We start from the raw sequence: 22,284 nt of genomic DNA, 5'->3' as shown, positions 1-22,284 counted from the left end.
CGGTAAGGTTCTGGAATGGCATTGCGCAGCTCCGCATTTTGGTAGGCTTCTGGCGAGCTTTTTCCCGATTTGGCGGCGTTCGAGGCAAAGCATTTCTATTGCGGCGTTTCGGTGGCGGCGCTTTACCTTGTAATACCCCACCAATGTGGTAGTCTTTTATCAGGCGATCTCCTGGGAGACCACAAATGACCTACATGTCCAGAATTCTTGCTTATGCTGCTCTGATTGCCTCGCTTGTGCTGGTCTTTTCCGTCACCAGCCACGCTCAGGATCGGACCCTGACCAATGTCAGTTATGATCCCACACGTGAGTTCTATGCCGATTTCGACGCGGCCTTCGTCGACCACTGGCAGCAGGCCACCGGTGAGACCGTCGCCGTTCAGGTCACACATGGTGGCTCGGGCGCACAGGCCCGCTCGGTCATCGATGGTCTCAATGCAGACGTGGTCACCCTGGCGCTCGATAGCGACATCAACGCCATTGCCGATGCTGGCCTGATCAATGCCGACTGGCGTGGCCGCTTCGCCAACAATAGTGCACCCTATACCTCGACCATCGTCTTTCTCGTCCGCAAGGGTAACCCCAAGGCCATCGTCGACTGGGGCGATCTGATTGCTGAAGGCGTTGAAGTGATCACCCCCAATCCCAAGACATCGGGCGGGGCACGGTGGAACCTGCTGGCTGCTTGGGCATGGGCCAAGGCGCAGCCAGATGGCAGCGACGCCACGGCGCAGGAATTCGTCAGTCAGCTCTATCGCCACGTTCCGGTGCTCGATACCGGCGCGCGGGGGGCCACCACCACATTCGTGCAGCGCGGCATTGGCGATGTGCTGTTGGCCTGGGAAAACGAAGCTTGGCTTGCCCTTGAAGAACTGGGACCCGACGCCTTCGATATCGTGACCCCTTCGGTCTCGATCCTGGCCGAACCGCCTATTGCTTTGGTTGACGTCAATGTTGATACGAACGGCACCCGGGATCTGGCACAGGGCTATCTCGACTATCTCTACTCAGACGTCGGTCAATCCATTGCTGCAAAACACTATTTCCGTCCGTCGCAGCCCGAGTTTGCAGCCCCCGAAGATCTCGCGCGCTTCGCTGAACTCAACCTTGTGACCATTGAAGAATTTGGCGGCTGGCGCGATGCGCAGGCCCGCTTCTTCGGCGATGGCGGTATCTTTGATCAGATCTACGCCAACTGACTTTTGGCCGCCGGCATTCCCACCACGACGTCTTCCTCAACCATTGCCTGGGGACTAGTGGACCGTACTGCTTGGCGGCGCCGGTGCGTCCTCGTCTGGATCATCGTCTGAGCCTAGTTTGGGGCCGGCCCAGAACACCAGATAAAGCAGCTCTTCACCTTCTGCGTCAGTGATCTCGATCGATCGTGGTAGGCGGGTATCGCCCCCGGTGCTGGCAGCCTGTTCGACAATCGCCTTGGCCAATGCCGCTGCATTGTGTTCCGCCGCTTCCAGATCTGGCAACTCACTGCCGTCATCGTCGCGGATCAACTCGTCATCGGTGCGGTAGTGGAAGTAGTATCTGGGCAAGCGCGTCTCCCTTTGGGGAGTGGGTTGAGTTCAAAGCAGCGCAAGAAATAACCGCCGCCTCGCCAAATCGTTGCGCCCAGCTTGCCATCATGCCGGCGCTCAGTCGAGCCCACCCAGCGTCTGGTAGTGGTGCCGTTGCCAGATCAGGGGGGAACGACTGGTCGTTGTTTCCACTTCGATAATCGCTCCGGCAAACAGCACATGGGTGCCCGTCTCGATGGCGCCAACCACATCGCAATCCACTGCCGTGACTGCCCCGAGCAGCATTGGGTGCCCCGATGGCCAGCGCGACCACTCGCCCACACCGAAGCGATGCTCCGGCTCCATCCCGCCGGCAAAGGCATTACCGACCTCTTGCTGGTCATCGGCCAGCATCGCCAGGGAAAACCCGTTGGTCTTGGCAATGATGTCAGCCAGCCGGCTCATAATATCGATGGAAATCAGAATGGTCGGCGGGTTTATCGCCAGCGACATCATTGAAGTCACGGTGCGGCCGATCTGCTCATCGCCGCGACGTGCCGTCACCACGCTGACGGTGGAGGCCATTGCGGCCATTGCCGAGCGGAATTCGGCATTGCCGACCACCGGATTGCGGGGCGGGCGCAGCTTCATGGTATCGGGGAGTTCAAAATCGGCCATCAGTGTCGTCATGATCCTTCTCCGGGCTGTTCCGAGAACAGGTCGCGGAGTTTGTTGGGCTGGCCCGCCATGGCCTCGGCATTTGCCGGCGGCACGCCCACTTCAGTGATGTTCGGCCAAAGCCGCGCATATTGCCTGTTATGTTCAATCCACGGTGCCAGGCCCGGTTCCATATCCGGCTTGATGGCCTCGATCGGACATTCGGGCTCACATACCCCACAATCTATGCATTCGTCCGGGTTGATGACCAGCATGTTTTCGCCTTCGTAAAAGCAATCAACCGGGCACACCGCCACGCAATCCATATGCTTGCAGGCTATGCAGTCTTCCGTCACCACATAGGTCATGGCCGGCACCGTCCCGCCAACGCGGTGTCATTCCGCCCGGCAGCCTGGGCCCGCTCCGCGATGTGCCGAAGAGCCTCCCCAACCAGTATGACACCGCAATTGTTACGCATCAGGCCTTAGCCCAGATTGGCTTCGGCAAATTCATAATTGGCCAGCGTGTCGAGGAAGTTGCTGACATAGTCCGGTCGGCGGTTGCGGAAGTCGAGGTAGTAGCTGTGTTCCCACACATCGAGCCCCAGCAGTGGCTTGCCTTCGCCCGTCGCCAGCGGATTGCTGCCATTGGCGGTCTTGGTGGCTTTCAGCTTTCCGTCCGTACCCAGCACCAGCCAGGCCCAGCCCGATCCGAACTGTGTCGTCGCAGCAGACTTGAAGGCGTCCTTGAACGCGGCGACCGAACCGAAATCGTCGATGATCTTGGCTTCAAGCCGGCCACCAAGCTGGCCACCCTTGGGTGACAGCGCATTCCAGAAATGGATGTGGTTCCAGTGCTGTCCGGCATTGTTGAACACCGGCGCCAGATCGGCCTTGTCCTTGGCGAGGGTGATGATCTCTTCGAGCGATTTTCCCTGCAGATCGGCGTTCTTGTCCACCAGGCCGTTCAGCGCCGTCACATAGGCTTGGTGATGCTTGTCGTGGTGCAGTTCCAGCGTTTCCTGACTCATGCCGCGGTCGGCGAGAGCGGAATGGGCATAGGGCAGGGCGGGGAGTTCAAAGGCCATGACAGTCTCCTGGTGTTGGCGGGACGCACTTGCGTTTCAGCGTCATGCGGTTTAATTTCCAAGTCATGACTTTGAAAACCTTTGAGCCAGATATGTCAAGTCAGTCCTTGGAAAACCCGGCGCCGGACAATCTTGGCTGGTCGCCGCGCAATCCCGCCGAACGTGTGCTGATGGCGCTCAAGATGCATGGCGCCATGTCGGCTGCCGCGATTGGCAAGATTTTGGGCACGACCGGCGAAGCCGCCCGCCAGCAATTGGCGCGGCTTGCCGACGAGGGGCTGGTGGCAGCCACCAGCCAGGCCAGTGGCGTCGGTCGCCCTACCCAGCGTTGGGCGTTGACCTCTGCTGCTCAGGCCCGCTTCCCCGATACGCACGCGGCCCTGACCGTGCAATTGCTCGATATCGTCCGCAGTTCGCTGGGGGAGGGAGCTCTGGATACCATTATTGCCACGCGTGAGGCCGAAACCCACGCAGCCTACCAGGCCGCGATGGCTGACCGCACCGGCCTGCGCGACAAGGTCGCGACCTTGACCGAGTTGCGCTCGCAGGAAGGCTATATGGCCGAGTGGCGCGAAGAGCCCGATGGCTCACTTCTGCTGCTTGAAAACCATTGTCCCATCTGCGCCGCTGCCACCGCCTGTCAGGGTTTTTGTCGCGCCGAGCTCGATGTCTTCCGCGCCGTACTGGGCCCCGAGGTCGAAGTCACTCGCCATGAGCACATTGTTTCAGGCGGCCGCCGCTGCAGCTACGCCATTCGGGAGGTCTGAGTGACCGACAATCCACGACCACCCATCGGCACCCAGCATCAGCGCGTTGGCTGGGACACCCCTGATGGTCTCGATGAAGCCATGATCCGCGCCGTGGTGGACCGTTTCTACGCCGATGCTCGCCGCGACCCTGTTATTGGGCCGGTGTTCAATCGCATTATTGCGCCCGAGGCCTGGCCGGGCCATCTGGCCACTATTGCCGATTTCTGGAGTTCCATGCTGTTGGGCACCGGTCGCTATGCCGGCCGGCCCATGCCCAAGCATATGGCCATTCCCGAACTCTCCGATGCCCATTTCATGCGCTGGCTTGCCCTGTTCCGGCGCACGGCCGAAGAACTCTGTCCGCCCGATATTGCCCAACTCTTCATCGAGCGCTCCGAGCGCATCGGCAACAGCTTCCGCATGAACATCGCCATGCGGCGCGGCAATGACATTACCGCCATGGCGCCGCTGGAACGCGAGACCCCACTCTGGACCCCGCCCCAGGACTAGACCCAGGCCAGGTCACTGGCCGCGTCCATCAAAAGGGCCGTTACCCCCCTCAAGAGGAGGTTCCGAAGGGCATCGCCACCAAAAACACCGCCATTCCCAAAACACCCACCCGCTGAGCACAATATTTCTCGGTGCGCCACGCAAACGCCATGGCGCTGCTTGTTAATGCCTACTGATCTTATAGAGTTTAGCTGTCCTTTGGGATGGGAGGCTCCCCATGTCTGTCGTCGCTGCGACTGCCCTACGCCCGAAATGGCGCTTTCGACAGCCCAGTGTCATCCCCGGTTTTGGGCTGACCTTCGGCTTCACCATCACTTGGTTTTCCCTGATCATCCTTATCCCCTTGCTGGGTCTGGCCATTCGTTCAGCTGGCTTGGGTCCCAGCGGTTTCTGGCAGGCGGCCACCGATCCGCGCGTGTTGGGCGCGCTACGCGTCAGCTTCGTCACGGCCATCCTCGCCGCGTTGATCAACACCGTCTTCGGCACGCTGATCGCCTGGGTGCTGGTGCGCTACCGTTTCCCCGGCCGCCGAATCTTTGACGCCGTCATTGATCTGCCCTTTGCGCTGCCTACCGCCGTCGCCGGTATCGCGCTGACTGCCATCTACGCGCCCAATGGTACCATTGGCGCGCTGCTGACCCCGCTCGGTTGGCGCATTGCCTATACGCCCGCTGGCATTGTCATCGCCATGATCTTCATCGGGCTCCCTTTTGTCGTGCGCACCATCCAGCCCATTCTTGAAGAGGTCAGCCACGAGGTCGAAGAGGCCAGCGCGACCCTCGGTGCCAACCGTTTCCAGACAGTCACCCGCGTTGTCCTACCCAGTCTCACTCCAGCCATTTTGACCGGCTTCGCGCTGGCCTTTGCCCGGGGCGTCGGTGAGTTTGGATCAGTCATCTTCATTGCCGGCAATATTCCCTATGTTTCGGAAATCGCCCCGCTGCTGATCTTTATCCGCCTGCAGGAATACAACTATGTCGGCGCCACCGTGATCGCCACAGTCATGCTGCTGATCTCGTTTGCCCTGCTGTTTGCGATCAACCTCATTCAGGCCTGGAGCCGGCGGAGATATGGCTATGGCCACTAGGCTTTCTGCGCGTTCCTCGCGCGCCAACCCCACCAGCGAAAGCCGCGCGGTGCGCTGGCTGCTCATCGCCATCGCCATGGCCTTCATGGCGCTGGTCCTGCTGCTGCCCCTTTATGCCGTCTTTCACGAAGCCTTTTCCAAAGGCGTCGGCACCTTCCTGGCAGCGCTCTCAAGCAAGGATGCCCAGGCCGCCATTCGCCTAACGGCGCTGGTTTCGCTCATTGCCGTGCCGCTCAATCTGGTGTTTGGCCTCGCTGCATCCTGGGCCATCGCCAAGTTTGAATTCCGCGGCAAGGCCTTTCTGATCACTCTGATCGATCTGCCATTCTCGATATCGCCGGTCATTTCCGGTCTGGTATTCGTCCTGCTGTTCGGGGCGGGGAGCGTGCTCGGCCCGGTTCTCAAGAGCTATGGCATCGAAGTGCTGTTCGCGCTGCCCGGCATTGTGCTTGCCACCATTTTCGTCACCTTTCCCTTTGTGGCCCGCGAACTGATCCCGCTCATGCAGGATCAGGGTACCGGTGACGAGGAAGCCGCGCTGTCATTGGGTGCCAATGGTTGGCAGACTTTCTTCCGCGTTACCCTGCCCAATATCAAATGGGGCCTGCTGTATGGCGTGCTGCTGTGCAATGCCCGCGCTATGGGCGAATTTGGTGCTGTTGCGGTGGTGTCAGGCAAGATCCGCGGCCAGACCACCACCATCCCGCTGCAGGTCGAAATGCTCTACAACGAATATAACGCCACCGCCGCTTTCGCCCTGGCCTCTCTGCTGGCCTTGCTGGCACTGGTCACTTTGGTGCTCAAATCGGTCCTTGAATGGCGCTTCAGCGCCGAAATCGCCGCTGGCGGCCATCGATAGGAAGTCTGGACATGGATGTTCGCGTCACCAATGTGCGCAAGGAATTCGATCGCTTCCCGGCGCTGCACGATGTCTCGCTCGATATCGTCTCGGGCGAGTTGATTGCGCTGCTCGGTCCTTCCGGTTCGGGCAAGACCACGCTGTTGCGCCTGATCGCCGGCCTCGAAGTGCCCACCAGCGGCCGCGTCTTCTTCGGCAATACCGATGCCTCCGAATGGAGCGTTCAGCAGCGCAATATCGGCTTTGTGTTTCAGCACTATGCGTTGTTCCGCCATATGAGCATTCTCGAAAATGTCTCCTTCGGCCTCAAGGTGCGGCCGCGCTCAACCCGGCCACCAGCCGGTGAAATCCGCCGCCGCGCCCTCGAACTGCTTGATCTGGTGCAGCTCTCGGGTCTTGAAAAGCGCTACCCCAACCAGCTTTCGGGCGGCCAGCGTCAGCGCGTCGCTCTGGCCCGCGCACTGGCCATTGAGCCAGCCGTGTTGCTGCTCGACGAACCCTTTGGGGCGCTCGATGCTCAGGTCCGTCGCGAGCTGCGCAAATGGCTGCGTGAAATGCATGATCGCACCGGTCACACCACGGTCTTTGTCACCCATGATCAGGAAGAAGCCCTCGAACTCTCGGACCGCCTCTGCGTCATGAGCCAGGGCAAGATCGAACAGGTTGGCGACCCCGACACCATTTACGACACGCCGGGTTCGCCCTTCGTCTTTGGTTTCATCGGGGAGTCCAGCCAACTGCCTGTCACCACGGCAGGTGGCGAACTGCGTTTTGACGGCCAGTCCATCGGTCTGCCGGCCGACGCCAACGCTCCGGCCAATGCGCGTCTGTTCTTCCGTCCCCATGATGTTGATCTGGTCGATAGCGGGCCGTCCTTGCTGGGCACGGTCACCGCCAGTCGCCGGGTGGGAGGCACCCGTCGTGTCGAACTGGCGCTCGATGGCGGTCATCACGCCGAGATCGATTTGCCCTTTGATCACGCCGCAATCGAGAGCAGCCGCATTGCCTTCAGGCCCCGTCGTTGGCAGCTCTTTGCGGCGTCCTGACCGAAATTTCTCAGATAAACAGAGATTTTTGCTGCAGGCATTAGGAGTTTCGCCAGAGAATCTGGTTAAGCTACAGACGGTTACCACGTCGAGCGCCCCATGACTGATCCTGGAGCTGCCATCGCTGACGAGTTTATCCGGGGCACGCGCTTGTTGCGAGCCGGGCGGGGCGAGCAGGCTTTGGCGGCGTTTCGAACGGTTTATGCTCAGGCCGAGGCTGCTGGCGACAGCGATTTCATGGCCGCCGCATTGTGCGAAATGGCCTGGAGCTGCTACCGCATCGGTGATGCCGAACAGGGTCTGGAATGCGCAATGGGGTCCAAATGGCTCTGGGAGCGTCTGGGCAACCGGCTTGAAATGGCCCGCGCCATGGCCGTTGAATCCATCCTCTTCCTCGATCTTGGCTTCAGCGATGAAGCCTATGATCTTGCCACCATGGCCGTGGAAATTGCCCAGGCCAGCGACGACGCGCCCATGCAGGCCTTTGCGCTCAATGCCAAGGGCATCGTGCTCACGGTCTGCCGCGAGAGCGAGTTGGGCGCCAATCTGGTCGAACAGGCCGTCGCTATCGCCACCCAGCAGAAAAATGGCGGCGCTGCCGGCTACTACCTGCTCAATCTGGGATTCTGCCACGCCAAGATGGCCGAGGAGGCAGGGTCTCTGGGGCAACCTGATCGCGCCATGGGCGAACGCGAGGCGGCCATCGAATTCACCAATGAGTCAATTGAGCAGGCCCGTCATAGCGGCGATGCCTGGACCCTGCGCGCAGCCCTGGGTAACAAGGCGGAATTGCTGGCGCTGCAGGGTAGCTTCGATCTGGCGCTGGACGTTCTGGCGCAGTGCGTTGAACTCAACGACGCGCCCGGCACCGGCCTGCGCATCCACTATCTCTATACGCTGGGCGATGTTCTGTTCCGTGCCGGTCGGCTCGATGAGGCATTGGTCAGCGCCACTGAGGCAGTAGAGCTGGCCGAAACTACCAGGCTTATCGATCACCAGACCAACGCCGTGGCCAAGCTCGCCGAAATCCTTGAGGCCAGGGGCGACACCTCAGCAGCGCTGGTCCAGTTCAAGCGCTTCCACAATCTCTATGTGCGCCAGTCCGGCGAGACCGCCCAGCGGCGCGCCCGGGTGGCGTCCATTCGCTCCGAGACAGATCTGTGGCGCGACCGCGCCGCCGTACTGGCCGATCAGGCCCTCAGCGATCCGCTCACCTGCATTGCCAATCGCCGCAGCTTTGATCAGATCCTCAACCGGCTTGCCGGCACCGCCTTTTCGACGGCCATCGTCGATCTCGACAACTTCAAGACCATCAATGATCGCTACTCCCACATCGTGGGCGATGCAGTGCTGCAGCGCGTGGCGCGGACACTGGTTGATCAGCTGGGCCCGCATGGTCATGCGGCCCGTCTGGGCGGCGAAGAATTTGCCCTGGTCTTCCCCAATGTGCCCGAGCAGTCCGCAGTGGCCTTCTGCGAGGGCATTCGCATCGCCATCAGTTCGATTGACTGGTCCGACCTTGGCGCGGGCCTCGGCGTTACCGTCAGCATTGGTCTGGCCACCGGGCAGGGCGAAGAACCCTCCGGTCTGCTGATGCAGATTGCCGATAATCGCCTCTATGCGGCCAAGGCAAACGGGCGCGATTGCGTGATCTGGGCTGACACCATTCCCGCCGATGAACGTCTGCGCGCATGAGCCAGCATTTCCGTGATTTCGAAGAGCGCCTCGCGCGCTATGACGATCCCGCCGAAACCGGCGCAGCCCTGCACCAGCTCGCCCGGGCGGTGATCGGCGTGCGCCTGTTCACGCTCACGGCGATCAATATGGATGCCGGTCACGTCCGTCGCGTCTATTCCAGCCATCCAGATGTCTTTGCCCTTTTGGGCACCAAGCCCATTGTCATGGATGACTGGTTCCGCGCCATGCAGACCGAACGCCGGATCACGGCGATCAACTCCGCAGCCGAGATGGAAGGCAATTTCCCGGATCTCCAACTGATCCGCACCCTGGGCTGCGATGCCTCGATCAGCATCCCGGTCATGGCGGGCAATCAATTGCTCGGTACGATCAACGCGCTCGATGCCGAGGGCAGCTATGGCCCCGATGCGGTCGCCAGGGCCGCAGACCTGATCGTCCCGGCAACGGCAGTCTTTCTGATTTTGCGTAATCATTTTCAGCTTTAGGGGCGTTTTCTGAAAACGCACATTAAGGACTGAAATTGCCGCGAAGGCGCTTGCAGTAAAATTTTTTTGGTGCTGCAATACAAATTATGTTGAGCCCATTGCGTATCGCCGGTCTGCCGTCTTCAGCACCCCTTGGGTGTGTCTGATATGCCGGGCTTTCTCCTTCAACGTTTGGGCATGATGCTGGTCACCCTGTGGGCCATCGTCACGCTGACCTTTTTCCTGATGCATGCCGTGCCCGGTGGGCCATTCGTGTCCGAGCGTATGCTGGCGCCCGAAATTGCCGCCGCGCTCAACGCCAAATATGGCCTCGATCAACCTATCTGGGTGCAATACCTGAACTATCTTCAGGGCGTGCTCAGCTTTGATCTGGGGCCATCGTTCAAATACCCGGGCGTCTCGGTCAACACCATGATCGCCAATGGCCTGCCGGTTACAATGCAGACGGGCCTGCTGGCCATCATCTGCGTCATCGCCCTGGGCATTCCGCTGGGCATCATCGCTGCACTTAACCGCAATAAGTGGCCCGATACCGTCGTGATGATGATCGCCACCATTGGCGTGGCCATCCCCAGCTATGTCATCGCCACCGTCACTCTCTACATCTTCGCCCTGCGTCTGGGCTGGGTGCCCACCTTCGGGCTTGACGACTGGCGCGGCTATTTCCTGCCGGTCTTTGCCCTGTCGGGGTTCTGGATCTCGTTTGTTGCTCGCCTGACGCGCTCATCGCTGCTCGAAACCTTCGAGCAGGATTACATGACCACCGCGCGTGCCAAGGGCCTGCGTCCCGGCCAGGTGCTGTTCAAGCACGGCCTGCGCAATTCGCTGGTGCCAGTTGTCACCGTGCTGGGTCCGGTCGTCGCCAATCTGATCACCGGCAGTTTCGTCATCGAGCAGATTTTTGCGCTGCCCGGCATCGGCCGGCAGTTCGTGCTCTCGATCACCAATCGCGATTATACCGCCATTATGGGCATCACCATCTTCTACGCCGCCGCGCTCATGGTGATGATCCTGATCGTTGACCTGCTCTATGCCGTGCTCGACCCGCGCATCAAACTGTCCAAGGCCGCAGCATGACCGATCAGCCACACGCCATTGCCCCGCACATGTGGGAAAAGCTGGGGCCGGGCGATGCCGAGGCCGCCATTTCTGCGCCCAGCCTGACCTATTGGCAGGATGCCCGCCGCCGCCTCTGGGCCAACAAGCCCGCGGTGATCGCGCTTGGCTTCATCATCGCCCTGATCCTTGGCGCCATTTTCGGCCCCTTGTTCAGTCCCTTCAGCTATTTCGAGCAGAACCTCAAGCTGGCCAATATTCCGCCAGCCTTTGAAACCTACGCCATTGATGACGGGCAGGGGGGCGCAACCCGCTTCTTCCTCAACGCCTCCAATTTCAACCTCTATGAAGTCGACGCCGAAGGCCATGTTCTCGGCCTCATTCGCGGTGGCCGCAAGGACATGATGAAGAAGGCCCAGCCCTTCACCTTCGGCGATACCGATATCAGTCTCGACTATTCCAGCCTGCCGCCCAGGATCGTCAGTGTCGATGGCGACACCATCACGCCATCGGGCTGGTCGTGGAACCGCACCTATCTGTTTGGCACCGACCAATTGGGCCGCGATGTGCTGGTGCGTCAGCTTTATGGTGCCCGCATTTCTCTGACCGTCGCCTTTGTCGCGACGCTGGTGAACTTCTTCATCGGCATCTTCTATGGCGGTCTGTCCGGTTATATCGGTGGCAAGACCGATGCGGTGATGATGCGCATCGTCGAAATCATCTCCACCATTCCGCTGACCCTCTATGTCGTGTTGCTCATGGTGGTTTTCGACTCTGGGCTCTATTCCATCATCATCGCCATTGGATCGGTGTTCTGGGTGGATATGGCCCGCATCGTACGCGGCCAGATACTCAGCCTCAAGAGCCAGGACTACGTCGCTGCCGCCCGCACCATGGGCGCCGGCACATCGCGCATCCTGACCAAGCACCTGCTGCCCAACTCCATCGGGCCCATCATCGTCACCCTGACCATGCTGATCCCCTCGGCCATCTTTATCGAAAGCTTCATGAGCTTCATCGGTCTGGGCGTTACCCCGCCATTGGCCAGCTGGGGTACGCTGACTTCCGAGGCCGTCGAAACCATGCGTGCCTATCCGCATCAGCTCTTCTTCCCTGCCGCCGCCATCTCCCTGACCATGTTCGCCTTCAATTTCCTGGGCGATGGTCTGCGCGACGCGCTTGATCCAAGATTCCGCAAATGAGTGTTCCGCAAACGGGTGAACCCGTCCTCTCCGTCCGCGATCTGAAAACCTCCTTCTTTTCCCAGCGCGGCGAAGTGCAGGCCGTGCGTGGTGTCAGCTTCGATGTCTATCCCGGCGAAATCCTCGGCATTGTCGGTGAATCCGGTTCGGGCAAATCCATCACCTGCATGTCCGTTCTCCGCCTGCTCAAGGCATCGGGACGTGTCATCGGTGGTGCCGTCGATTTTGACGGCAAGGATCTGATGCAACTCGATGAAGCCGATCTGCGCGACATTCGCGGCAATCGCATCGGCATGATCTTTCAGGATCCCATGACCAGCCTCAATCCCACCCTTAGCGTGGGCGAGCAGGTCATCGAAACCATTCTGCGCCATCGTCAGGCCAGCCGCGCCGAGGCCCGCGCCCGCGCCATTGAACTGTTCGAACTGGTGCGCATCCCCTCGGCCGCCGAACGCCTCAAATCCTACCCGCACGAATTTTCCGGCGGCATGCGCCAGCGCGTCATGATTGCCATCGCCCTGGCTTGCGACCCAAAGCTCCTGATCGCCGACGAACCCACCACCGCCCTCGATGTCACTATCCAGCGCCAGATCCTGGGCCTGCTACGCGATCTGCAACAGCGGCTGGGCATGGCTGTCATCTTGATCACCCATGATCTGGGGGTCATCGCCGAAGTCACCGATCGTATCGTGGTCATGTATGGCGGTCTGGTGATGGAAACCGGCCCGGTCCGGACCATCTTTGCCACACCGCGCCATCCGTACACTCAAGGCCTGCTGGCGTCGGTCCCCGATCTGCGCGACGACAGCCACCAGCGCCTCACGCCCATTCCGGGGGCACCGCCCGATATGGCCCATCCTCCCGCCGGTTGCCCTTTCACCGCCCGCTGCCCACACGCTATGGCCCAGTGCCAGGCGGCGCTGCCGCCGCTGTTTGGCGACACCCAGGCCGCCCGCTGCTGGCTCCACCACCCCGACGCCCCCCGCGTCCCCGGCGTCAACGAGGTGGCCGCATGACCGACACCCCACTGGTCTCAATCCGGAATCTCAAAAAGCACTTCTCTGTCGGTGGCAGACTGTTCGGCCCCAAACCGGTCCTGCGCGCCGTCGATGGCGTCGATCTCGACATCCGGCGTGGTGAAACCCTGGGCCTGGTCGGCGAGTCCGGTTGTGGCAAGTCCACGCTCGCCCGCACCCTGATCCGGCTGTATGAGCCGACTTCGGGCGCCATGCTGTTCGATGGCCAGGACGTCGCCAGACTCTCTGAGCGCGATCTCACTCCGTTTCGGCGTCGCGTGCAGATGATCTTTCAGGATCCCTACGCCTCGCTCAATGGCCGCATGACCGTGCGTGATCTGATCGCCGAGCCCTTGGAAATTGCCAGGATCGGTACGCCCGAAAGCCGCACGGCCAGGGTGATGGATCTGCTCGCGCGCGTCGGCCTGCATCCCGATCATGCCAATCGCTTTGCCCATGAGTTCTCCGGTGGACAGCGCCAGCGCATCGGCATCGCCCGCGCCATCGCGCTTGAGCCCGAACTGGTCATCTGCGACGAACCCATTTCGGCACTCGACGTCTCGGTGCAGGCCCAGGTCGTCAACATGCTTGAAGATCTGCAGGACCAGCTCGGCCTGACCTATCTGTTCATCACCCATGATCTGAGCATGGTGCGCCACATCTCGGACCGCATCGGCGTGATGTATCTGGGCAAGATCGTTGAGCTGGCCTCCAATACCGATCTCTATGCGCGTCCCAGCCACCCCTATACCCAGGCGCTGCTGGCCTCCATTCCCGTGCCCGATCCGACGGCGACCCGCCCGGCCGATCCGGTGCGCGGCGAAATTCCCAGCCCCATGGCCATTCCCAGTGGCTGCCGTTTCCGTACCCGTTGCCCACTCGCCACCGAGCTGTGCGCCGGTCAGGAACCCGAACTCAGAGACATTGGCGGGGGGCATCTTGCCGCCTGCCACTACGCCGGTGATGCGGCCACGCCAAAGGCAGCCTAAGCTGCCCTCAAGATAACCAAGGGACAGGGAGGAGACCCTGCCCGAAAAAGGAGAGAAAGCATGACCAAGCACTTTCTGCCACTGCTCACAGCGGCATTCCTTGCTTCCACTGCCGGCGCCTTCGCCGCTGGTGAACTGACCTATGTGGTCAACAATGAATCCGCCAAATACGATCCCGGCACCACGGCCGAAACCTTTGCCGCGCCCATCATCGGCAATACCTTTGAAGGCCTGGTCCGCTTCGATGCCGATAGCAATATCGTACCCGCGCTTGCCGAGAGCTGGGACGTCTCCGAAGACGGCCTCACCTACACCTTCAACCTGCGCGACGCCAACTGGTCCGACGGCAAGCCCGTCACCGCGGGTGACTTCGTCTACGCCTGGAACCGCGTGCTCATCCCTGCGACCGGCGCGATGAACGCAGCTATGCTCTATTCCATCGTTGGCGCCGAAGAGGCCTACAATGCTGATGGCGTCGGCGACATTGCCATCTCGGCTCCCGACGACAAGACGCTGACCTTCACCCTCAAGGCCCGCGTCCCCTACATGATGCAGCTTTTGACCTACACCACCTTCTTCCCTGTCCGTCAGGACGTTGTCGAAGCCGATCCAGAAGGCTGGACGCGTGATCCAGCGACCTTCATCGGCACCGGTCCTTTCCGCGTCACCGAGTTCAATCAGGGCGAGTCAGTCGTGTTTGAAAAGAACCCCGAATATTACGACGCTGATGCCGTCAGCCTCGACAAGCTGACCTTCCGTCTCATCCCAGATCCCGCAACGGCTCTGGCTGCCATGGAAGCTGGTGATGTCGATGGCATCGAATCTGTTCCGGCTCCGGAAATTCCCCGCCTCTCGGTTGAATCTGACGCCTTCATGGTCGTTCCGGCCCTCGGCACCACCTACGCCTTCTTCAACACCCATCAGGCCCCACTTGATAATCTCAAGGTTCGCGAAGCCCTCTCAATGGCGATCGATCGCGAAGAGATCGTTGAGTTCGTGCTCCAGTCTGCTGACATTCCCGCCCTTGGCCTGGTGCCTCCCGGCATGACAATTGCCGGCGAAGAATTCACCGATGGCCGCGATACCTTCGGTCTGGGCGAAGCCGCCGAGATCGAAGCAGCCCAGGCGATGCTGGCCGAAGCGGGTTACCCCGATGGCGAAGGTTTCCCCGAAACCCTGTTCGTGACCTATTCTTCCCCGCCAATCGAAAAGCTGCTCGAAGCCATCCAGCAGATGTGGAAGCAGAACCTCAACATTGACGTCAATATCCAGGCGTCCGAATGGCAGGTCTATTACCCTGAAGTGCAGAAGGTCGAGTACCAGATCGCCCAGATGGGCTGGGGCGCTGACTATCCGCATCCCATGACGTTCCTCGACAACTTCGTCACCGGTAGCCCCAACAATCTGGGCAACTGGTCCAACGCCGATTACGACGCTGCCATCGCAGCGGCCAAGGCCACGGGCGACGAAGCGGAATCGCTGGCCGAGATGCGCAAGGCCGAAGCCATTCTGATGAATGACCACGCCATCCTGCCGCAGTATCACCGCAACAACTACATGATGATGAGCCCTGAAGTGACCGGCTTCTGGCGCTCGACATTGAACGTCCCATACTTCCGCGACGCCCAGATCGCTGAGTAGGACGAGCTGCTAAAAATGGCTCGGGGCGCCTCGCGAGAGGTGCCCCTTTTTTTAGGAACCTCCTAGGCGCTGCCTCATCCCATTTTGCCTCCATCATCAAGGGGAGGTGGGCTCCACTCTTGGGCACAATCGTGGCTCACACTAAACGGCGCCTCCCCCTTGTTGATGGAGGCTGGGAGGGGGATGTTACAGGGCCGAGATCATGGAGAGCCTGCCGCGTGAGAAGCGACTACTCCTCGTCCCCCTTCACCGCCTCCATCGACACATGCGTGCTGGTATGGGCCACATGTGGCAGCGCCGAAATGCGTTCGCCCAGCACCTCGCGATAGCCGGCAATATCCTTGGTGCGGACCTTGAGCAGGTAGTCAAAGCTCGAAGCGATCATATGGGCTTGTTCCACCTCGGGAATTGCCCGCACGGCCTTGTTGAAGGCATTTAGCGCTGCCTTGCGCGTGTCGCTCAGTTTCACCTCGACAAACGCCACATGCGGCAGTCCCAGCCGTCTCGGATCGATCACCGCGCGATAGCCCAGAATATAGCCCGCCTTCTCCAGCCGGGTGATCCGCGCCTGACAGGGCGTCTTGCTCAAATTCACCCGACGGCTCAACTCGGCGACACTGATCCGGCCGTCTTGCGCCAGAATATCCAGGATATGGCGGTCGATCTGGTCCAGAGTCTCGTAGGTGACAGTTTTCATGGGCTATTGTCCTGCTGATCGACGGCACTTTACATCAGCGCTGTCCCTTCGGCTATGCAAATAGGCGAAAGGCCTGATCGAGTTGTGTCACTCTCGGTCTCATAATCAGCGGGCTTTTGCATCTATCACCGTGTCATCCCGGCGCAGGCCGCGATCCATCTGAGACATGCTCGCCGCGCTTCACTGCGGAGACATCAGCATGACCCAGTCCAGCCCCATTGCGGCCATCGCCGCTGCCCGCCTGTCGCTGCGCGCGCTCAACCTTGCCGATGAAACGCTGCTGGTCCGCCAGCTTATCGCTGACACCCGGCTTGATGATGCGGCCCGCGCCGCCATTTCGACCCGCGCCGAAAAACTGGTCACCACGGTGCGCAAGGGCAATCGCCTGGGCCTGATGGAATCCTTCCTCTCCGAATATGGCCTGGCCACCGATGAGGGCGTGGCGCTGATGTCGCTGGCCGAAGCGCTCCTGCGCGTCCCCGATTCCGAAACCGTTGATGAACTGATCCACGACAAGGTCGGTGGCTCCAACTGGACCGGGCATTTCGGCGCTTCCTCCAATCATCTGGTCAATTTCTCCTCGCTGGCGCTCAGCCTCACTGCCGAGGTGCTGGGCGATCCCGAAGTGGCGCCCCGGTCGGCATTCCACCGCGCCGTGGCGCGTCTTGGCGAGCCGGTAATCCGCACCGCGGTGGGGCAGGCCATGCGCCTGCTCGGCAGCCAGTTCGTGTTCGGCCGCAGCATTGAGGAAGCCGTCACCCGCGCCAAGAAGCAGGAATCCAACGGCTACACCTATTCCTATGACATGCTGGGCGAAGCCGCCCGCACCAGCGCCGATGCCGCTCGCTATTTCGACGCCTATGCCAATGCCATCGCCCGCCTGGCGCCCAATGCCAAACCCGGCGGCGTGCGCGACAATCCCGGCATATCGGTCAAGCTTTCGGCGCTGCACCCGCGCTATGAGTTCGCGCAACGCGAACGCGTCATGACCGAACTGGTTGATCTGACTCGTAAATTGGCTGTTGCTGCCAGGAACGCCAATATCGGTTTCAACATCGATGCCGAAGAAGCCGACCGGCTCGATCTGTCGCTCGACATCATTGCTGAAGTCCTCGCTACACCCGAATTGGCGGGCTGGGATGGCTTTGGTGTGGTTGTGCAGGCCTATGGCAAGCGCGTCCTGCCGCTGATCGACTGGCTTGATGCCACCGCCAGGGCGCTTGATCGCCGCATCATGGTGCGACTGGTCAAGGGCGCCTATTGGGACGCCGAGATCAAGCGCGCCCAGGTCCAGGGTCTGCCCGACTATCCGGTCTTTACCCGCAAGGCCTCAACCGACATCAGCTATATCGCTGCAGCGCGCAAGCTGTTTGCCGCCAAGAATATCTATCCCCAGTTCGCCACCCACAACGCCCATACTGCTGCCGCCGTGCTGCATCTGGCCGAGGAAATCGGGCAGGGCACCGATACCTTCGAATTCCAGCGTCTGCATGGCATGGGTGAACGGCTGCAGGATGTGCTGCGCACCACTGCGGGCACCCGCACCCGCATCTATGCCCCCGTCGGTGCCCACAAGGATTTGCTGGCCTATCTGGTTCGCCGCCTGCTTGAAAACGGCGCCAATGGCTCTTTTGTCTATCAGATTGCCGATGAGGACATTCCGGCCGCCGCCGTTGCCGAAGACCCTATTGCCAAGACACTGGCGCTGGGCGACGCCATCCCCAACCCCGTCATTCCTGCGCCATCGGCCATTTTTGGCGAGCGCATCAATTCGGCTGGCCTTGATCTGACCGACCCCGTCGCCTTCCCGGCCATGCAGACCGCCCGAGATGCCTTCGCGACCACCAAATGGCACGCGACCCCGCTTACCGCGCCCCTGCGCAAAGAGGCCGGGACGCCTGTGAACATGATCAACCCGGCCAGACACACCGACACCATCGGCAGCGTCACCGATGCCACCACCGATGACGTCGCCGCCGCCATCGATGCTGCAGTCGCCGCCAACTGGTCCCAGACCCCTGTGGGCATCCGCACTGCCGCCCTGCGCACTGCGGCTGACCTCTACGAAACCCACAGCGCCGAATTGTTCGCCCTGCTGGCCCGCGAGGCCGGTAAGTCCTGGGCCGACGCGATTGCCGAGGTGCGCGAAGCCGTCGACTTCCTGCGTTACTATGCCGAACAGGCCGAACTGCTGCCGCTGGCCAGCGCCCGCGGCCCCATTGCCGCCATCTCGCCCTGGAACTTCCCGTTGGCCATCTTCACCGGCCAGATCGCAGCTGCTTTGGTTGCTGGCAATCCTGTGCTGGCCAAGCCAGCCCCGCAAACCCCGCTCATCGCTTTCCGCGCGGTCCAGCTGCTGCATGAGGCCGGCATTCCGGCCGATGCGCTGCAATTGCTTCCCGGTGCGGGTGAGGTGGGCAACGCACTGACCTCCAACCCGGCCATTGCCGGCGTGGTCTTTACCGGCTCGCTGCCCACCGCGCGCCGTATTGATCGGGCCATGGCGACCCATCTGCCTGCCACCGCGCCGCTTGTGGCGGAAACGGGCGGCCTTAATGCCATGATCGTCGACTCCACTGCACTGCCCGAACAGGCCGTGCGCGACATCATCGCATCGGCCTTCCAGTCGGCCGGCCAGCGCTGTTCGGCGCTGCGCATTCTCTACCTGCAGGAAGATGCTGCCGAACGCACCATCGAGATGCTCAAGGGCGCCATGGACGAGCTGACGCTGGGCGATCCCTGGACGCTTGCCAACGATATAGGTCCCGTCATCGACGAGCCCGCTCGGGCAAAAATTCAAGCGCACATCGACACTTACGTCAAGGCGGGCAAGTTGATTCATCACTTGAAGGCACCGGTCGGCGGCACCTATGTCGCGCCTGCCGTGCTCAAGGTGAACGGCATTGCTGAGATCGCCGAGGAAATCTTCGGGCCGGTGCTGCATATCGCCACCTTCAAGGCAGACCAGATCGATGCAGTCATCGCCGACATCAACGCCTCGGGCTATGGCCTGACCTTCGGTATGCACACCCGCATCTCCTCGCGCGTCACGGCCGTGTCCCGTGCTGTCCGGGCCGGCAATATCTATATCAACCGCAATCAGATCGGTGCCGTGGTTGGCTCCCAGCCTTTCGGTGGCGAAGGGCTCTCGGGCACCGGGCCCAAGGCGGGCGGGCCGCACTATGTGCAGCGCTTCACCACGGCGCCGGGCCCCACCGATAGCGCCCCCGTGGTGCTGCCGGGCCCGACCGGAGAGAGCAACATCATGCATTCGGCCCCGCGCGGTCGCGTGCTTTGCCTAGGCCCCACCCCGGCCGATCAGCAGGCCCAGGCCGTCATCTGCGCCAGCCTGGGCAATACTGCCCTTCTGGCCGAGCTTGATCTTGAAGGCCTGCGTGACAGCGACAGCTTCGATGCCGTCGCCTATTTCGCTGAGGACCCCGATCTGGGCCGTATTCGCATCGCGCTGAGCGAACGCGAGGGCGCCCTCATTCCGCTGCTGACTTCTCCTGACGATGCCAGCCGCCTGCTGCTCGAACGCCATGTGTGTATCGACACCACGGCCGCTGGCGGCAATGCCTCACTCATGTCCCAGGCAGGCTGACGTCAATTCGACCGCACCGCTCCCTGAAAGGGAGGGGTGCGCATGACGATTGTCAGGCCGCGTCCTCACATTCTTCAGTGCGCGAGCCCCTCTTTCATTGGCAAAATCTGGGGGTCCCAGCCCCATAGCGGCGCCTTGACGACTTTTTTGATATGACGAGGATGAACTCGGCGCACATCAATTGCGTTGATTGATTTGGCGATGCTGGGATTTCCCTGCTGCAGACAAAGGGAATTCCATGACCAACACCAATGAAGAGCGGCGGATTGAGTTCGAAATTCAGCGCGAGGGTCGCGGTGGAACGGACCCGTTCGCCGCTGCCGTGCGCGCCACGCGCATGCCCATGCTGATCACCGATCCGCGCCAGCCAGACAACCCGATCGTGTTCGTGAATGACGCCTTCGCCAGACTGACGGGCTACTCACGCGAGGAAACACTGGGGCGCAATTGCCGGTTTCTGCAGGGGGCAGGCACCAATGCACAGGACGTCACGCGGATGCGTGAGGCAATCGCGCGTCGTGTGCCCATTGAGCTGGATCTGCTGAACTACCGCAAGGACGGTACCACGTTCTGGAACCGGCTGCTGGTATCGCCCGTCTTCAATGAAGGCGAACTCAGTTTCTATTTCGCATCGCAGTTCGACATCACGCCAGAGCGTGAGAGGCTGGTCCGTGTCGCCCAGGACCGTGACGCTCTGGAGGGCGAGGTGTCGCGCCGCGTCAGCGATCTGACCGCGTCCGAGGACCGGTTGAGATTCACGCTTGCAGCCGGCCGACTGGGGGCCTGGACCCTCGATCTAAGCGAGCAGAGGCTCGTCGCGTCAGGTCCATGCAAGGCCAATTTCGGCCGCGAGGCCTCGGACACCTTCACCTATCAGGATCTGCTGGCGGCCATTCTGCTCGAAGACATCGAACACTGGCGCCATGCCTTCCAGCAGGCTCTGGCAGGCAGTGGTGATCTGGAAGTCGATTATCGAATTCGTACCCCGTCTGGCGAACTACGCTGGATCGAGGTTCGCGCGCAGACTCGCTTTGATGCTGACGGTAAACCCATCTCGATGGCTGGCGTGTCGCAGGACATTACAGCCAGAAAGCAGGCGGAAAACCACCGAGACCTGCTCACCAAGGAAATGAGCCACCGCGTAAAGAACACCTTGGCCACCGTTCAGTCCATCGTCGGACAGTCCCTCCGCAGTGCCGATGTCTCCCCCGACGTAGCCAGCACCATCACGCAGCGCCTCCAGGCACTCGCCGGCGCGCACGATGTGCTGACCGATCGCGGTTGGGCACAGGCGCGCCTCGCCGACATCGTTGCCTCGGCCACCGCGCCTTTCGATAGTGGTGGGTCCACGCGCATCCATGCGGGCGGTGACGAAGTCGAAGTCTCTTCGCGTGCGGCAACAGCCATTGCGCTTGCCATGCATGAGCTGGCGACCAATGCGGTGAAATACGGCGCACTGTCCAGCGATACCGGTGATGTCACCATCAACTGGACAATTGATGGCGGCAAGTTCGAGTTGGTCTGGACCGAGAGCGGCGGCCCACCCGTCGCCAGTCCCACGCGGCGCGGCTTCGGATCGCGCATGATCGAGCGCGTCCTGTCAGCAAGCATCCAAGGCAATGCCGAAATCGACTATCGTGCAGCCGGTATCGTTGCGGTGCTTCGGACCGATCTGGAACACCTTATTGAGCCCACCAGCGCCGAAAGGGGCCGTGACTACTGATCCCGTGCGAGCCGCACTGGCTTTGCGCGCACTTTGGCTAATCACGGAATGTCTATCGGAAAAATCCTGACTACTGCCAAACGCACGATGCCCTAAACATGCCGGTCGGTTTCGAGCAGCGAAGCCACCAGTTTGGAGCAGCACGTGTATTTTCCAGTTTCTAAGGCAGTCGCCGTTTTTCTGGTCGCCCTGGCCACCAGCGCTTGCGCGACAACATATGGCCCCATGAGTGGCGATGGCGGCTACACCGATCTGCGCGTCTCCGAGTTTGTCCATCGCATCAACGTTCGGGGCAATGAAAACACCACGCGCGAAATGGTGCAGAATTTCGCGCTGTTGCGCGCATCAGAACTGACACTTGCCAGCGGACGCGATCGCTTCGTGATTTTGGGCGAAGACATCGCAACGTCCTCGGCATTCAAGAGCTCCGGCGGCAGCGCGGCCACGAGTGACGGCTGGTTCGGTGGCACATCGACCAAATACGAGGCGCCCCAGATTGATACGATCACCAAGGCCGGCGGCACCATGGTCATTGAAATTGTCGCCAAGGATGACCCGCGTCATGCATCCGCCTACGACGCCGGGCTGATCGACCGCCAGTTGCGCCCCGAACTCGAGCGGAACTGGTGGCAGTGGAACTAGCTACAAGACGCGCGTCCGGTGCTGCCCC

At 61.2% G+C, this 22,284-nt stretch carries 21 protein-coding genes; 16 read left to right on the top strand and 5 right to left on the bottom strand.

Features of this window, described 5'->3' with window-relative positions:
• The first annotated feature begins 185 nt into the window (after positions 1-185).
• Positions 186-1,199 (top strand): sulfate ABC transporter substrate-binding protein, encoded by a 1,014-nt coding sequence (locus KD146_RS10085; protein ID WP_282558799.1) that lies wholly within the window; start codon positions 186-188, stop codon positions 1,197-1,199.
• Positions 1,200-1,253: 54 nt separating this feature from the next.
• On the opposite strand, the gene KD146_RS10080 is transcribed toward KD146_RS10085, so the two are convergent.
• The 4 genes from KD146_RS10080 to KD146_RS10065 form a co-directional block, all read right to left on the bottom strand.
• Positions 1,254-1,547 (bottom strand): DUF6894 family protein, encoded by a 294-nt coding sequence (locus tag KD146_RS10080; RefSeq protein ID WP_212658539.1) that lies wholly within the window; start codon positions 1,545-1,547, stop codon positions 1,254-1,256.
• A gap of 99 nt (positions 1,548-1,646) precedes the next feature.
• Positions 1,647-2,198: a flavin reductase family protein gene (locus KD146_RS10075; RefSeq protein ID WP_212658538.1), complete on the bottom strand. Its 552-nt coding sequence runs from the start codon at positions 2,196-2,198 to the stop codon at positions 1,647-1,649.
• Positions 2,195-2,533, bottom strand: coding sequence for a ferredoxin FdxA (gene fdxA / locus KD146_RS10070; RefSeq protein ID WP_212658537.1), 339 nt, complete (start codon positions 2,531-2,533; stop codon positions 2,195-2,197). The genes KD146_RS10075 and fdxA overlap by 4 nt, the downstream gene beginning before the upstream one ends.
• Before the next feature lie 116 nt (positions 2,534-2,649).
• Positions 2,650-3,252 carry a superoxide dismutase gene (locus KD146_RS10065; protein ID WP_212658536.1) on the bottom strand — a complete coding sequence of 201 codons (603 nt, stop codon included), beginning with the start codon at positions 3,250-3,252 and terminating at the stop codon, positions 2,650-2,652.
• A 92-nt stretch (positions 3,253-3,344) separates the two neighbouring features.
• Here KD146_RS10065 and KD146_RS10060 point away from each other — a divergent pair, with 92 nt between their 5' ends.
• From KD146_RS10060 to KD146_RS10005, 12 genes are all read left to right on the top strand, one after another.
• The gene (locus KD146_RS10060) at positions 3,345-4,019 is read left to right on the top strand and encodes a helix-turn-helix transcriptional regulator (RefSeq protein ID WP_249327635.1); all 675 of its coding nucleotides are present in this window, start codon (positions 3,345-3,347) and stop codon (positions 4,017-4,019) included.
• Complete coding sequence (locus KD146_RS10055) at positions 4,020-4,511, top strand: group III truncated hemoglobin (protein WP_345790777.1); 492 nt, start codon at positions 4,020-4,022, stop codon at positions 4,509-4,511.
• Positions 4,512-4,728: 217 nt separating this feature from the next.
• Complete coding sequence (gene cysT / locus KD146_RS10050) at positions 4,729-5,598, top strand: sulfate ABC transporter permease subunit CysT (protein ID WP_212658535.1); 870 nt, start codon at positions 4,729-4,731, stop codon at positions 5,596-5,598.
• Positions 5,582-6,457, top strand: a complete 876-nt coding sequence (gene cysW, locus KD146_RS10045) for a sulfate ABC transporter permease subunit CysW (RefSeq protein ID WP_212658534.1) — start codon at positions 5,582-5,584, stop codon at positions 6,455-6,457. Before cysT ends, cysW begins: the two co-directional genes overlap by 17 nt.
• 11 nt (positions 6,458-6,468) lie before the next feature.
• On the top strand, positions 6,469-7,503 hold the full coding sequence (locus KD146_RS10040) for a sulfate/molybdate ABC transporter ATP-binding protein (RefSeq protein WP_212658533.1): 1,035 nt from the start codon (positions 6,469-6,471) through the stop codon (positions 7,501-7,503).
• A gap of 99 nt (positions 7,504-7,602) precedes the next feature.
• Entirely contained in the window at positions 7,603-9,198 is a 1,596-nt protein-coding gene (locus KD146_RS10035) for a diguanylate cyclase (RefSeq protein ID WP_212658532.1), read from the top strand.
• The gene (locus KD146_RS10030) at positions 9,195-9,686 is read left to right on the top strand and encodes a GAF domain-containing protein (protein WP_212658531.1); all 492 of its coding nucleotides are present in this window, start codon (positions 9,195-9,197) and stop codon (positions 9,684-9,686) included. Before KD146_RS10035 ends, KD146_RS10030 begins: the two co-directional genes overlap by 4 nt.
• Positions 9,687-9,833: 147 nt before the next feature.
• Entirely contained in the window at positions 9,834-10,763 is a 930-nt protein-coding gene (locus KD146_RS10025) for an ABC transporter permease (protein ID WP_212658530.1), read from the top strand.
• Complete coding sequence (locus KD146_RS10020) at positions 10,760-11,944, top strand: ABC transporter permease (RefSeq protein WP_212658529.1); 1,185 nt, start codon at positions 10,760-10,762, stop codon at positions 11,942-11,944. The genes KD146_RS10025 and KD146_RS10020 overlap by 4 nt, the downstream gene beginning before the upstream one ends.
• The gene (locus KD146_RS10015; RefSeq protein WP_212658528.1) at positions 11,941-12,960 is read left to right on the top strand and encodes an ABC transporter ATP-binding protein; all 1,020 of its coding nucleotides are present in this window, start codon (positions 11,941-11,943) and stop codon (positions 12,958-12,960) included. Before KD146_RS10020 ends, KD146_RS10015 begins: the two co-directional genes overlap by 4 nt.
• Complete coding sequence (locus tag KD146_RS10010; RefSeq protein ID WP_212658527.1) at positions 12,957-13,949, top strand: ABC transporter ATP-binding protein; 993 nt, start codon at positions 12,957-12,959, stop codon at positions 13,947-13,949. Before KD146_RS10015 ends, KD146_RS10010 begins: the two co-directional genes overlap by 4 nt.
• A gap of 60 nt (positions 13,950-14,009) precedes the next feature.
• The gene (locus tag KD146_RS10005; protein WP_212658526.1) at positions 14,010-15,590 is read left to right on the top strand and encodes a peptide ABC transporter substrate-binding protein; all 1,581 of its coding nucleotides are present in this window, start codon (positions 14,010-14,012) and stop codon (positions 15,588-15,590) included.
• 229 nt (positions 15,591-15,819) lie between these two features.
• On the opposite strand, the gene KD146_RS10000 is transcribed toward KD146_RS10005, so the two are convergent.
• Positions 15,820-16,287, bottom strand: coding sequence for an Lrp/AsnC family transcriptional regulator (locus KD146_RS10000; protein WP_212658525.1), 468 nt, complete (start codon positions 16,285-16,287; stop codon positions 15,820-15,822).
• A gap of 199 nt (positions 16,288-16,486) precedes the next feature.
• On the opposite strand from KD146_RS10000, the gene putA reads away from it, so the two are divergent.
• The 3 genes from putA (at position 16,487) to KD146_RS09985 (ending at position 22,256) form a co-directional block, all read left to right on the top strand.
• Positions 16,487-19,891, top strand: coding sequence for a bifunctional proline dehydrogenase/L-glutamate gamma-semialdehyde dehydrogenase PutA (gene putA / locus KD146_RS09995; protein WP_212658524.1), 3,405 nt, complete (start codon positions 16,487-16,489; stop codon positions 19,889-19,891).
• Positions 19,892-20,129: 238 nt separating this feature from the next.
• Positions 20,130-21,614 (top strand): PAS domain-containing protein, encoded by a 1,485-nt coding sequence (locus KD146_RS09990; protein ID WP_212658523.1) that lies wholly within the window; start codon positions 20,130-20,132, stop codon positions 21,612-21,614.
• Positions 21,615-21,758: 144 nt separating this feature from the next.
• Positions 21,759-22,256 (top strand): CC0125/CC1285 family lipoprotein, encoded by a 498-nt coding sequence (locus KD146_RS09985; protein ID WP_212658522.1) that lies wholly within the window; start codon positions 21,759-21,761, stop codon positions 22,254-22,256.
• Positions 22,257-22,284 lie beyond the last annotated feature (28 nt).

It is taken from the genome of Devosia litorisediminis, from assembly GCF_018334155.1.
Lineage (GTDB): Bacteria > Pseudomonadota > Alphaproteobacteria > Rhizobiales > Devosiaceae > Devosia > Devosia litorisediminis.
The sequence above is the reverse complement of the archived record's forward strand: the minus strand, read 5'-3'. Positions and strand labels throughout refer to the sequence as shown.